Source organism: Phocaeicola salanitronis DSM 18170, assembly GCF_000190575.1.
GTDB classification, from domain to species: Bacteria; Bacteroidota; Bacteroidia; order Bacteroidales; family Bacteroidaceae; genus Phocaeicola; species Phocaeicola salanitronis.
Map to the genome: position 1 here is coordinate 2,653,022 of NC_015164.1, position 14,563 is coordinate 2,667,584.

Below are 14,563 nucleotides of genomic sequence, written 5' to 3' on the forward strand. Positions count from 1 at the left end.
TGCGGCACCGATGTAGGCAGGAAATCGCAATGTGCGAAAACCTCCTGCAACATGCAGCAAGGAATCGGAGGCCTACGAAAACCTCCTGCAGCGTGCAGCAAGGAATCGCAAGCCTGCGAAAGCTTCCTGCAGCGTGCAGCGAGGAATCGCAAGCCTGCGAAAGCTTCCTGCAGCGTGCAGCAAGGAATCGCAAGCCTACGAAAGCTTCCTGCAGCGTGCAGCGAGAAATCGCAAGCCTGCGAAAGCTTCCTGCAACGTGCAGCAAGGAATCGCAAGCCTACGAAAGCTTCCTGCAGCGTGCAGCAAGGAATCGCAAGCCTGCGAAAGTTTCCTGCAGCGTGCAGCAAGGAATCGCAAGCCTGCGAAAGCTTCCTGCAGCGTGCAGCGGGAAATTGCAAGCCTGCGAAAACTTCCTGCAGTCTCGTCACGCCGGATTTGCAATCCGCATCATAAACAAACGGAATCGGATTTTTAATCCGATTCTTTCATTACGCCGGATTACAAATCCGGCGTAATATAAACCCAATTACCAGTCCAGATACTTGAAGTTTGAGGCATACGAAGAGTTGCCATAAAGATACGGCGCAAAATGAAGATATGCTTTACTTTGCCGTTTCAGATTATCTTCACTGGTAGTAGCGGTTATCTGGAATTGCCTATAAAGTATATCTTCGTTTTGGAAGCATATTAAAACATTTGTATTTTTGTGCACGGATTTGAAAAAATAGATATGAAGTGGCACAATCTTTTATACCTCTTTATCTTGGTCGGTTGGTTGACGGCTTGCCATACCAACCCGCATACCGCACGCCTGTTACAGCAAGCTGATTCACTACTGAACGTACAACCGGACAGTGCCCAGATGCTGCTGCACACCTGGGCAGACAGCATGACCTGCCAACCCGAAGAGCTGCAGATGTATTACCGCTTGCTTTGCGTCAAAGCCGATGATAAAAACTACATTCCCCATACTTCGGACAGCGTGATTCTTCCGATAGTCGCCTATTATAAAGACCAACGGAATAAAACCCGTCTGCCCGAAGCCCTCTACTATGCTGGACGGGTTTATAGCGACTTAGAAAATGCTCCGCGTGCGTTAGAATATTTCCAGCGTGCCATCCATGTAATGGAACGGGAAGAACTGACCGATTATAATCTGTCGAGCCGCATCTATAGCCAAATGGGCACGCTTTTCGTCTATCAAGAACTTTACGATGAAGCTTCCGAAATGTACCGCAAAGCCTATCAATATGATTTATTGCTAAAAGATAGCGCAAACCTTGTCTTCGATTTGCGGGATATCGGACGGGGTTTCGCATCAACCGACCGACAGGATAGCGCAATCTATTATTACAACCGGGCGAGTGAAATGGCTTTGCTAATAAAAGATAGTACACTGCTTAGTATGGTTTCTTTAGAACTGGCAGGAACTTATATTGATTGGGATAAGTATTCACAAGGATATGAAAAACTACAAATTGCACGATTAAAGCTTGATACACTTAGCATATCTGCATATTATACCGCCATGGCTCGCTATTATCACTTTACAAATCAGTTTGATTCCGCCGCATATTTTTACCAAAAGAAGCTCGGTTTGCCTTCATTCCTCCACAAAGCTGGAGCCTACGAAGGTTTAGCTGATATAGCCCGCCATCAAGGTGATATTATCAAAGCTTTAAATTATTACGAACAATACATGCTCTACGAAGACTCCTTGCAGCAAACCGTCCGCACGGAAGCCGTAGACAGAATACATGCGCTATATAACTATCAACAATTCAAAAAAGAAAACGTATTTCTTAAGCGGCAAGCCTTCAAACAGAAGCGGCTTATCTTTGGAATAATTTTTTCTTTTTTATTTCTTTTATTAATAGGCATTGTTTTTTGGCAAAAACACAAACGGAAAGAGCAAACTATCCTGCTCCAGCAAGAAAAGTTGAAAAGGCTGCAAGAGGAACAATTCAAATATAGCCAGGCACAAATTGTTGCCAATAAAGAGAAGATAGAAAAACTATCGGCTTTATTGCATAGCGCAGAACAAACGAATGATAAGCTACGTCAAAACTTGCTGCAAGCCCAAAAAGAATGGATAGAAAAAGCAAACGTACAAATCGAAGCCGCACAGATTGTCAAAGAATCATCGTTGGCGAACTTGCAACAAACCGAAATATGGAAAAAGCTGCACCAGCCTATGGATAAAAACGAAACCATCAAAATGACAGATACAGACTGGGCGGAATTAACCCAAGCCGTTGAAGAAACCTATCCTCATTTCGTTCAACGGCTGAATGAACTTTGTCCGCTTTCGCAAAAAGAGCTGCAAGTGTGCCTGCTGCTAAAAATCAATGTACCTTTAACTCTTATAGCAGACATTGTATGCAGCTCGAAGCAAGGAATTTCTTCACTCCGAGAAAGGCTTTACAAAAAAATCTCTGGAGAAAAAGGAAAACCTAAAGACTGCGACAACTTCATAAGAAACCTCTAATTTCATTATTAACAAGACGTTATAAGCAATACGCAAAAATACGCATTCTACTTGCGTACTTTTTGCGTACTGATTTTTGCTGCCCTTTCCTATCTCCTCCATACCTTTGCGTCATCGAAAAACTTAAAAACTAAAAGAAAATGAAACACATTTTTATTACATTACTAATGTTATTTATGCCTGTATTAACAACAATCGTTTTCGCTAATAAAAAGATAGAAATGGAGAAAATGATTATTTTAAAAACTCATTATCACGACTCAGAAAGAGAATCAAGAGACAAACGTACCATTACATTCATTCCTATTAAAGCATCATATGACAATACGGATATTTATCTCAAATCTTGGATACAAATAGAAAACGCTACTATCCGGATAAAAGATAAACGGGAAAATATAATGTATGAGCTATGTACTACCCTATCCGCCAACGAAGAATTTTCTCTTCCTATTCATTTAGGCAAAGGAATCTATACGTTGGAAATAGTGAACGGAAACACCTGTTATTATGGAGATTTCGAAATCTAATATAAAGGTAAAAGTTTAATTTAAATTGATTTACGTATGAAAAAACTAAATGTTATGTTGACATTGTTGTTGGCAACAGCATGTGCTTGTACCGACAATCTATCAGAAGATGTCGCTCCCTACAATGAACAACCGCTTTCGCGCTCAATGAATGCGACTTTAACTACTGAAGAAGCTCAACAGCAATTCGCTGAAATCTTATCGAAAGCCGTTTACGACCATGTAGAGCTTCGTAATTTCCTTAAAGCACAAGCCTTAAAACAGTTCGACAACGACTACGATGTGTTCTATCCGTTGGTAAAAGACGAACAAGTGGGCGATTTAGGAACATTTCGTGAGGTTTTGCTTGGCTATATTCCCGAAGCCGACTTATGTACTATCGAAGCCGCACTTCCGCTTCTGAACATCTACGTGCCTAATCTGTCGCTCTTCGTTGATGTAACTCCCGAAAATTGGGACACAACCGACCAAGATGTACCCGTAGCCGTCAAAAATCAAGACGAACCCAACACACTCATGTACCTGAATGGAGAGTTTGTAGACAAAATGGCTGGTGATGAAATCCCCGATTTCCATTTTCTTTATATAAAGAATAACGAACGGGTAAGAAAGACCCGCTCCAGAAACATCAACGGCATGAACGGATACGAGTTTATAAGCGAAGTGTTCGACGGCACACGTTCTAAACCACAAGTAACATCGTGTGCCGTACAATCACGTGCTACCAGCTCGGCATACGATATCGACTGGGTTCCGGCAAGCAAGATAGATCCGGTAGTTATTACGGCATGGAAAACCATGAAAAATAATCCTTCTCTGCAACGAGACAACATTTATTACGGCATGACGCCAACCAAAACAGAAGGGACGTTAAATAGGACTATAGACGAGTATATCTACCGCTTCCAAATAGACCCGGCAGCTTACTACTCTATTGCAGACCAAAAAGGAACGGGAGATAAAAAAGACGACCCGATGATAAAAGATGAAACACTGGAAAAAAAAGGTGGATATTATTCTGATGAAGAAACAATAAGCAGATTATGGACAGAAGGAAATTTTGAATTTTGCATTCAAGTCTTCACAGGAACAAACAATATAAAAGAACTGACCCCAAGTGAATACGTTTTTAATATCAAGCCTCAAGAATTATTTAATATTGTCATCACCAAATGGCGGAAACACCGCACATGGTTTAGAAAAGCCAAATATTATTGTAAAATAGAACCAGATAAACTGGAACGAAAATGGGTTTATCCTCGTGAATTAAAATATGCACATGATAACCGACTTCCTAAATGGGACATAAGCACTCAGTCGTTGGAAAGATTTGTTACTATTTTCGAGTTCGATGAAGATGAAACGTATGAAATGACTCAAAGTAAAGTAACTACTTATACGCACAATTTTAAAACAAGTGTCGAAGGAAATGTAGGAAATAACAAATGGGGTGCAAAAGTAGGATTAGGTTATGATTCTACTACATCCACACAAGTAGGTTCAACCATAAAAATATCAACAACTAAAGGCAGCGACCAATTGGGTACATTAACTTTTTATTTCTATGACAGTATTATCATAGAAGAAAATTCCAGCAAAGGTTATCGTCTCAAAAATGTAAGCAATGGAACTGTAACAATGACGTTAATGCCTATGACCGAAACTTTTTCACGTGGTAACTAATTCTATTACATATGAAATATGTCTACTACTTTTTTATAATAGCCTCGCTTTTCTCACTCGTTTCATGTAGTGACAATGAAAGCGAGTATGAACCAATCTATTCGCCTGTAGGAAACACTTATGAAAGTCAAGGCTTGTCCCTTTTCTTCGAAAGTGCTGACTCTGTACAATTTCAATGTCTGTATCCTTGGGATAAAGATATAAAAGGAAAAGCAGCATATAAACAAAATGGTGCTCTTCTATGTATAGAAAGCCCTTTCGGATATGGTATTCGTCCTACTCCCGAAGATTTAACCATTCCCTACTTTTATGAATTTTGGGGAATCGTAAAAGCAGACCGTTTAGAGAATGTTTCCTGTTTTTTCATCGGACCGCATGAACAGCTTCAATACATGGATTATGACGGAACCTTTTATCTGATAAGAGATAAATAAGGAGTTCCAACAATTGTTAGAAGCATTTTAGATACTTCATGAAAACGCATCTAAATTTGATACCGCAAAAACGTATGTTTTGGAAAGGTATTTTGTAAAATTTAGATGCGTTTACCATTTCGAATATTCCAAACAATATACTGTCGTTTGTCTTTGTACTTCAATCTCAGTACATATACTCCACCTCCGACTTGCGGAAACGCAGCACGCGGGTGTCCTTGGCTGCGCCGCCGTTCTTATGCAAATAAAGCGCATCGTTTTTCCCGGGAATAAACCAACCTGTACCTTCCGGCGAGTGTACGCCAAAGAGTATATTGTTGTAATGCCCGTTATGGAAGACACCTTCGCTGTCGTTCCACTGCGATGCCACGCCATACCACGTAACCGGTTCATGCTCGGGGAAATCGGGGCTCCACATCTCGATGAGAATCAGGCTAGGCAAGGCTACATTGCCTACCGTCACATCGTTTCTCCGCTTCTGCAGCCGCTTCACCTGGCTGTGCCCTTCCCACGGAGTGCGCAGCGTGTGCGTGCCGTTCCACATCACCCATACATAATCGGTTGCGTCAAAGATGCGGTTGAAATCTTCCATCGACGGAAGTTCGTAACCTTCGGGGGCAAGCGCATCGGCAGGCAGGCGGTTGATATGCACGGACACCTGGTGATTGTAGCCATCCAATGCCGCCGTACCGTTTTTGTCTATTACCTGCAACCCTGTGCCGCTGTCACCTTGATATGCCCATTTCCACAAATCAAAAAACGCTTCGGGCGGGCACGCTCCCAAGTACTCGAAAACGGTCTGGCCTGCGCGGCGCGCCGGATCATCGGACGAAAGCACCTGGTCTTCGAACGAGCGGGAATCACCACGGGCATTGTACTTGCACCACCAGATGCCGTGCATCCACGTCACTGGCAATCCATAGTTGCGGCGAGACACGGTATATTCCTCGCGCTGCGAGCCATCGGCACGGTTGCGGATGACCAGCGTAGCCGACTGCCTGCGCCCGTTTGCCGTAACGTCATTCGGCCGCCAGCCTGCCAGCACCCGATACGCACCTTCTCCGCTTCTTACAGAAACAGGGTCAAGCTTTATCCACGCATCTTCGCCCGCTTCGTATTCCACCGTCAATTCTTTCTCTGCAGGCAACGTAAATACACCCAGCTCATTATCTATATAACGGTCGAAATCGAAGGCATACGTCCCGACGGCATACTGTAATTTTCCCGAAAGCCGGCTGGGGTTCCCGGCAAGCCTCAGCGTGATTACATCTTCAGGATACACGTACTGCATTCCTTTACGGCGAAAGCGAAGAGCGGTTTCGACAGGTGGCTGTCCGGGAGGGAAAAGCGGCTTGCGGATACGGAACCGCTGTCTGCCCTCAAACAGCCCCTGACCGGCAAGCGGCTCCACTTCCAACGATGCCGAAGCATCTACCGGGAGCAATTCCAATTCATCGTCACACGCTACTGCCAGTACCATTTCTACAGGTCCGTATGGCAGATTCACGCCATCTTTCCCTGCGGTCACTTCGGCTCCGGCAGGCAATTCTGACGCCGCGGCATCTACTTGCGGAGGGGCAGTCAGGTCGGGATATGCTGCCGTACTATCTCCCTCTCCCCAAGCTTCCACCGTCAGTTGTGCATCAACCTGCAGAACGTCTTTCCGCAATACGATGGCATATACCGTATTGCGCCGGATATCTGACGGCAACGGCTGTTCGAAAGCATACACCTTGCCATTTATTTCTGCTTCCAGACTCACCGACAAATCCGGATTAGCCTGTTCGTACACATACAGTATCCCTAACGAATCGCGTGTCAGGGGCGCATCCGGCGTACTGATGATGCAGTCTTCCTTGACTGTCCCTTCGGGCGAACGCACTGCATCCCCCGGAAAAAGATAAGCCTGCCGTGCCACTTGTTTCACCGCAAAACGCTTCACCGATACCGTCCCTTCCGGTACTTCTATCCGGAAATCGAAACGGGCTACTCCACGCGTTAAAGCCAACGGTATTGAAACAGCCTTTCCCATCTTGCCTGACAAGTCTGCTTTTCCGGTAAAATAATTCGATACCTGGTGCTGGTCAGCTGTCAGTACAGTTTGCAACCAATCTGTTTCTTTTGTCGTTCCTTCTTCACACACAGGTTCTTCATTTGCTATTACATAAAGTGTACCCGAAAGCCGATCGAGCGGCAGACGATAATCATCTCCCCCGACCGATAACGGCTCATACACTTTCTGCAAAACGCCTTCTTCGAAACGGTATGCCCTAAGCGATGTTATCTCGTCTTCTCCTGGAAGCGGAGACGGCTTTCCAGCTACCTGAAACGAAGCTCTGCTGATACATAGTTCCGCTGTCCCGGAGGAAACAGTTTCCTCCTGTTCCCATCTGTCGGAACAGGAAGAGATAAACAGCAGGCTACAGAGCAAACCGATTATATACAACCTTGTTTTCATAAACATGCCTTAAACGTTTAAGAAGCATGTTTCGCTTCCAGTTCCGTATCATTGCCTGGCTCCCATTCATCGAAGCTCACATTCAGATTCACACTGATATAATCTTTACGCACGATAATCTTATTGACTGTATTGCGTATCACAGGTTCCGATAAAACCTTGGTCAGTGTCTTCCGCTCGCCGTCAATCACTGCGGTAACACTTACCTCCAGCCCTTCATTTGCCTGCTCGTACACGTACAACACACCAGGAGTATTTGCCGTAAGCGGCCGGGAGAATACGACCGTTGTATCCTTGCGCTCTACTCCTGTGGGCGAATGGGCATCCGGATTGGCAAACAGATAAACCGAACGTGCCACATTCTTCAATGTCAGACTTTCGACAGATGCCGTATCTGCCGTTTGCAGGTCAATGTCAAAGCGTGCCATTCCTCGTTTCATCGACAAGGGAAGCTCGGTCTGCGACTTGTCAAAGCTATCCAGACTCAAACTGCCGCTAAAGAAGTGCACTTCCTTCCCTTCCTTCAAGTTCAGCACGGTCTGTTTCCATTCGTCTTCGGTGATGCGCCGGTCGTGCAATGCGTTCAAATCAATCATTCCTTCGGTATTGGCAATCACATACAGCGCCCCTTCATAATCGGTCAACTGTAAATTGAAAGCGGAACCATCGAAAGCCAAGTCGTCATACACCTTAACCAATGTTCCTCCGATAAACTGACAAGCCTGTATATGCTCTACCTTGTCTTCACCGTCTACAGTGTCAGCCAGCTGGTCATAACCTGCTACTCTGGCTTTGACAACCGGCTTTACAGCCGTTTCTTCATTACCGGGATGCTCAGAATCGGCACAAGCCATTGTTCCGAACATACCAAACAATAAACTTCCCATCCATACTGTTTTCGCGTTTGTCATTTTTCTCATACACTTTTTGTTTTTGATAAGAGCCTGTCGTTTAAATTTTGCTCAGGTTAATTTTGCGAATTGTTTTCGAGGATGTTTTTCTGATTTTATGAGGAGGATAGCGGGCTATCTGACGAATAAAATCGGGAAAACAGACCGGAAACAAACGCAAAAGAACCTGATAGAATATTGCTTTATTGGAAAATTTAAACAGGCTCTTATCATTTGTTCAACAATTTATTCATATATATATTCCACCGGTTTCTTTATGCAACGTATCGTACGTGTTTTTGTATTGTTCTGCGGCACATACTTCAACCAGTTCTCACCCGGTTTTTCTGTATGCGCATATCCTTCCATTACCCACGTGTTCGAAGAATGCCCATGCGTGGCAAGCAACAACGACATCCGGGCAATGTTTCCAGGAGTGGTGTTCCATTGATGTCCCAACCCACAAAGTACCCAGCGGGCACCTTCGTACTGAAACTCATAAAAAGCAATTACTCCATACAGATGTCCTTCGAACGATACTTCCCGTTCGGTTATCGTGACCGTCAGCTCCTGCCCTGCCGCATTCCGGTACGTATGCGTTCCCTGTCCGCCCAAATTGAAATCCGTATTCCGGGTAAAAAAGGCATAATCATCGTAATCAGGTATCTGATATCCTTCAGGAGCCATTTCTTCGGAAGATAACAGACCGAAATTTTCGGCAGAGTTTCGCATACCTTCATAATAAAAAGCCGTTTCGTTGTGCTTCAACGGATATCCGTCGGGATAACCTGCCTGATACTGATATCCCAGCAAATGCAACAATTCATTTTCGTCGCACGTGCTCAAATAAGTTGCCAAGTCTATTTCCTTTGCCGGATCTGTACCGACCAATATCTGGTCGCTGAATGTTTTCACATTTCCGCGCAAATTGTATTTAGACCACCACGTCCCGTTGATGTTCACCACCGGAAGCCCCCAGTTTCGCCGGCGTATCACATATACTTCCCGGTTCTTTCCATCTGCATCAGATATGACCAACCTGCCTTCCTGCACACGTCCGTCCGCCTGAGGGTCGTTCGGTTTCCATCCGCCTACGATGCGGTAAGTTTCTCCATCAGGCGCCAGCTTTATCCAACGGGAAGTGCCAGAATCAAACTCCATACCGACTATCTTGCCGGCAGGAAGAGTCAAACGCCCCAATTCACCCTCAACATAACGGTCGAAATCGCATATTCCCTGCTCGTTCAGCTTGATTTGTCCTTCCAGTCGGATGGGACTGGGTTCGACCACCAAAACGATTCTGCCCGCATACACGTTTTGCCGATATACCTCCAAGTATATATATTCCTCTTCTGTTCCGGGCATCCGCATACTGGTCGAAACAGATATGTCGGCTATTGGTTGCAGCCCCCTGCCTGCCACCCGTTGTACAACAACCCCGTCTACCTGCCCTTCTATTTCTACATCCGCCCCGGATTCTCCCAGCAATACCAGATGTGAATCGGAACGTGTATAAGGGATGAATACCGTATCTTTCGAAAGGTTGACACGGACACCTTCCGACAAGCGGGAAGCATCCACATCGACCAGCCCATTCAATTGAAGACCGGACTCTGTCTCACCACCAGCTTGCCAATTGTCTTCGGTCACCGATACCGACAGGTTTCCCCCTCTTCCATAAACCGAGAGTGTATAAACCACATTGCGCCGGATTGCGGCAGGCAAAGAAGTTTCCAACCGATGCTGCGCTCCATCAAACGAAGCCAGTATTTCCACCTGCAACTTGTTATTTGTCTGTTCGGGCAAATAAAACAAGCATTCACTACCATTCTCAAAAGCTACATATTCTTTCCGAAAATCATACGTAGAGGCACCATCTGGTGTTTCTACCGATTCCTGACCATTCAAATAACCTTGCCGGTAAATATGGGAAACCGTAACACGGTGTACCTTTACTCCTTTATCAAAAGAAGAAAGGTCTATCCGCGACACGCTACGCCTCAGCGATACTTCGCTTTTCCCCGACGAAATCCCGTTCGGGTCCATCCATCCGCTCATTGCCAGACCACCTTCTTCGGATGCCAATTCATCTTTATCGGCACTTAGTTTCAGAAACTCCGATTTGGTTGTTACATCAGGCAACACCTCCTGCAAATTCCTTACCTTTCCGGCATTGGCAAGCAGGCAGATTTCTCCTTCCGCCCTTTGGGGATGAAAGATATAGCTGCCGTCTTCTCCCGCACGGAATGAAGTAATGATTTCTTTCAGCACCTCCCCTTCAAACCGATATCCTTGTATCGTCAGGATACGTGCATCCTGCTCTATCCCATTCCCTTCCAAATCATCCACCGACACACGGGCAATGATTTCTCCTTCCGACACCGAAGGGACCGACATCGTTTCCCGGGTACATCCTGCAAGCAACAGGCCTCCCAATGCATATAAAATGATTCTCTTTTTCTTCATAACTCCTTACATTTTAAACTTCTCATTATTTATAAAGAGCCGGACTCTGTTTGCTTTTCAGATAATCAGGCGAATCAATAGGCATCAAATACAAATGGTCTACATAAAACTGATTCATCAGCTCCTGTGCCCACGGCCCGTAAGTGAACGCACTATCGTGACTATACCCCATAACGTGCCCCAGTTCGTGAAACATCACCTCGCAGGCATACGTATCGGTATAATGGCTGAGCCAAGCACCCTGATACGCCCCGAACACATCACCTCCGCCCAGCCCAAGCACTCCATTTCCCGTATAGACCAATCCTACCCGCAATGAACGAGGCTGGCGCATCTGTTTCAATACGGTTTCAGCACTTACCTTGTCGGTTACTCCTCCATTTCCGTAAAGACGGTCCTCGTTGGCACGCAAGATATCCTCGTGTTCTTGCATATCAATCATATAGGTGAAATTAAGGAAAAACGCCACCACTTCACGGCAATGCACCGGACGGATTCCCATCCAGTTTCCTGCCGGTCCGCCATTAGGCTGGTCGGGATCACCTCCATACAGGTTGAAAGTCACCTTCCAACCATGACGGATAGCTTGCAACTTTTCCCAATAAGCATCGCCCGAAATCACTTCGTAACTGGCATCAAGGGCAGCCGTCAACGGTTGCGGAGGCACTTTTATCCATTTCCCCGAAACGGTACGATACATACATTCTGAAGTGAAAAGCGGAATCTGACCGTAAAAATCGGCAAAAGCCGGTACCGTATCAAAGTAAGCCAAGTCAATGTATTCATCGCTCACCGAAGGAAAACGGGCACGCACCAGCACATCACTCAAGTCACGCGGTGAATAAAAGCGCATGTGCAAACGCCCGTCATCGGTTATCTCTACCTGCAAAGGCTGAGAAGTGTCGAACGAACGCTGGCGGGTATCCGTATAGATTTCTTTCCGCTCTTCATCTTGCAAGATTTTCGCGTGCCCGCCTTCTTCATACGCCATTGAAGTTACAAACATCACTCCTGCCTTATCATCGGGATGTACAACCGGAGTATGCACCCGATAAATACGGTTTGAAACCAACGAATCGACGGTAAAATCATACGTTCGCTCTATCTGATTCTTCCGATAATCGCGTGTCAATACCGTGACCGCTCCCTGCAGAGGCACTTCACCGGAAGCTGGAGGCAAGCAAAAAGAAGCTACCGAATCCAGCGGCCAGACCACAGGCTGCATATCCGCTTCGCCCGAAAGCGAACCGTCGCCCGAAAGAGTCGTATAAAAAGACACTGCATCCCATATCACTTCCTTGTGTACGACCGCGGTACGCACGTAAGGATTGCGAAAAGCGAACGAAAAGTCCACCCTGCCGGCTATCCGCCGTTGCACAATCTGCCCGGGTGCCGAAACAATAATCTCGGCTCCGCCTACACCCGGTTTCCGGGAAACAGAAAAAGAAGTACGTGAATAGAAATAATCCGCTTCCAGCGGTTTCGACAATTGAGCAGGAAATATCAGCCAAGGCTCGGATACATTATTCAGTTTGCGGATAGAAACCCCATCTTGTCCGGCATCCCCCCGGATACCCAATACCAGCAAGGTATAATCTCCTTCCTGTAAACCTTCAAGGTGTATTTCTGAAGCTGCATAATCATAAAATCCTTTCAGGTTGGTCACTACACGCCCTGCCTCGTCCGCTACATAAAAAACAACACGGTCGTATGTCCTGCCCTTGCTTGTAACAAGGCGTGACGGAACATCTTCACCTTCATAATCGGCACATTGCAAGACAAAGACTGCCTTGCTTCCCTCCCCTCCTGGAGGTTTCATCCACTCTTCCCGGCTACAAGCCGCCAGCATCAGACTGCATAAGAACGTAATCCAAAAACTTTTTTTCATCTTGTCAGTTGGTTGATTAAATAAATAGTCAATCAATTACAAACGGCCGGAACTCTTTTCCGGCACCAGCAATACAACAACCGATAACCGCTTTTTGTTCAGACGGGACAAAGATGATGATGCAACGAATGTCTAATCTATATTGAAGCCAGGGTACATCAGCCAATCCAGCTATCTGCATTGGCTGATGAAACTATATGCCAATGCAGATGCGAATAGCTGGCATTCCGTTTCCATTTACCTTCCTTTTACGTTCTTGATATCAAAACCGTATGTTTTTGATATGGAAACCGTATGTTCTCCAATTGGAAACCGTACGGTTTTGATATGGAAAACATAAAAAGGAGATAGTTAAAAAGGAAATAGAAGGAAAACTGAATGGAAAAGAAACCTATCTCTCAAATAAAACCGGACGAAGCATACAGACATAAAAAAAGGAGTACCGCTGTACTCCAACCTTTGTTAACCTTAAATCTAATACTATGAAAAACACGATGCAAAGATACGGGTTTCTCTGAATATAGCAAGTATATAGACTTAAAATCTTATGTTTTATAACACGTTTTAAGAATCTAACCTTCTTATTAAAAAGGCTTTAACAAAAATGTATCAAAGCCCTAACTTCGAAGAGATTTCAAGCATGCGCTGAATGGGGATGATTGCCTTTTCCGCAATGCCGGGCTCCACCTTCACTTCAGGCCATTCGTATTTCAACGTATTATATAACTTTCCGAGCGTATTCAAGCGCATGAAATTACATTCGTTGCAGGCACAAGTGCTGTCTTCGGGCGGTGCCGGAATGAAATGCTTATCCGGACATTTCTTGCGCATCTCGTAAAGGATGCCACTCTCTGTAGCTACAATGAAATCTTTCTTTTCGCTTCCCATGGCATACTTCAACAATCCGGCGGTAGACGCTACCTTATCCGCCAGTTTAGCCACCGCACCTTTACACTCCGGATGAACCAGCACCGCCGCATCAGGATACTGTTTTTTCAACTCCAGAATCTTTTCTACCGAGAATTTCTCGTGCACATGGCAAGCCCCGTCCCACAAGAGCATATTCCTTCCCGTAATGGCATTAATGTAATTTCCTAAGTTCTTATCGGGACCGAAAATAATCTTTTGATCTTCCGGAAAACTTTCTACGATTTGTTTGGCATTGGTCGATGTAACCACCACATCGGTTAGTGCCTTTACGGCTGCACTGGTATTCACGTACGAAATCACCGTATGTCCGGGATTCGCTTCAATAAATTCCGCAAGCTTATCCGCCGGGCAGCTATCCGCCAACGAACATCCCGCATTCAAGTCGGGTATCAGCACTTTCTTATCCGGACAAAGGATTTTGGCGGTCTCACCCATAAAATGCACACCGCACATTACGATAATGTCCGCATCGGTCTTTGCCGCCCATTGCGCCAATGCCAGACTATCGCCGATAAAATCGGCTATCTCCTGAATCTCGTCCGCCTGGTAGAAATGCCCCAAGATAACGGCATTCTTTTCTTTACACAAGCGTTTGATTTCCGCCTTTAAGTTCACGCCTTCGGGGATTGCTTCATCCACATATCCCTTCTTCAACCATTCCTCTTTTCTCATATTAAAATATATTTCTTTTCTTTTTTCAAAAAAATTTATGATGGTAATAATAGCCCGTTGATAGTGTTCGTAAAAATCGGATAAAATAGTTGCTTTTTAAGTTATAAGTGTCTGATGTATGGCT

At 45.2% G+C, this 14,563-nt stretch carries 10 protein-coding genes; 5 read left to right on the forward strand and 5 right to left on the reverse strand.

Annotation, left to right across the window (positions count from 1 at the left end):
- Positions 1 to 92 precede the first annotated feature (92 nt).
- The 5 genes from BACSA_RS11470 (at position 93) to BACSA_RS11490 (ending at position 5,135) form a co-directional block, all read left to right on the forward strand.
- On the forward strand, positions 93 to 515 hold the full coding sequence (locus BACSA_RS11470) for a hypothetical protein (protein WP_144005221.1): 423 nt from the start codon (positions 93 to 95) through the stop codon (positions 513 to 515).
- Positions 516 to 730: 215 nt separating this feature from the next.
- The gene (locus BACSA_RS11475) at positions 731 to 2,488 is read left to right on the forward strand and encodes a tetratricopeptide repeat protein (RefSeq protein ID WP_013618263.1); all 1,758 of its coding nucleotides are present in this window, start codon (positions 731 to 733) and stop codon (positions 2,486 to 2,488) included.
- 140 nt (positions 2,489 to 2,628) lie between these two features.
- Positions 2,629 to 3,018, forward strand: a complete 390-nt coding sequence (locus BACSA_RS11480) for a DUF3244 domain-containing protein (RefSeq protein WP_013618264.1) — start codon at positions 2,629 to 2,631, stop codon at positions 3,016 to 3,018.
- A 36-nt stretch (positions 3,019 to 3,054) separates the two neighbouring features.
- Positions 3,055 to 4,701, forward strand: coding sequence for a hypothetical protein (locus BACSA_RS11485; RefSeq protein ID WP_013618265.1), 1,647 nt, complete (start codon positions 3,055 to 3,057; stop codon positions 4,699 to 4,701).
- Between the two features lie 11 nt (positions 4,702 to 4,712).
- Positions 4,713 to 5,135, forward strand: a complete 423-nt coding sequence (locus BACSA_RS11490) for a hypothetical protein (RefSeq protein WP_013618266.1) — start codon at positions 4,713 to 4,715, stop codon at positions 5,133 to 5,135.
- A 166-nt stretch (positions 5,136 to 5,301) separates the two neighbouring features.
- Here the strand turns inward: BACSA_RS11490 and BACSA_RS11495 are convergent, their stop codons facing one another.
- The 5 genes from BACSA_RS11495 to nadA all read right to left on the reverse strand — a co-directional run bounded on the left by BACSA_RS11495 (position 5,302) and on the right by nadA (position 14,439).
- The gene (locus BACSA_RS11495; protein ID WP_041584011.1) at positions 5,302 to 7,593 is read right to left on the reverse strand and encodes a hypothetical protein; all 2,292 of its coding nucleotides are present in this window, start codon (positions 7,591 to 7,593) and stop codon (positions 5,302 to 5,304) included.
- Between the two features lie 17 nt (positions 7,594 to 7,610).
- A complete protein-coding gene (locus BACSA_RS11500; RefSeq protein WP_013618268.1) occupies positions 7,611 to 8,513 on the reverse strand; it encodes a hypothetical protein in 903 nt (300 codons plus the stop codon).
- Positions 8,514 to 8,729: 216 nt separating this feature from the next.
- A complete protein-coding gene (locus BACSA_RS11505) occupies positions 8,730 to 10,949 on the reverse strand; it encodes a hypothetical protein (RefSeq protein ID WP_013618269.1) in 2,220 nt (739 codons plus the stop codon).
- Between the two features lie 25 nt (positions 10,950 to 10,974).
- On the reverse strand, positions 10,975 to 12,837 hold the full coding sequence (locus BACSA_RS11510) for a hypothetical protein (RefSeq protein ID WP_013618270.1): 1,863 nt from the start codon (positions 12,835 to 12,837) through the stop codon (positions 10,975 to 10,977).
- 609 nt (positions 12,838 to 13,446) lie between these two features.
- Positions 13,447 to 14,439 (reverse strand): quinolinate synthase NadA, encoded by a 993-nt coding sequence (nadA, locus tag BACSA_RS11515; protein ID WP_013618271.1) that lies wholly within the window; start codon positions 14,437 to 14,439, stop codon positions 13,447 to 13,449.
- Positions 14,440 to 14,563: the final 124 nt, after the last annotated feature.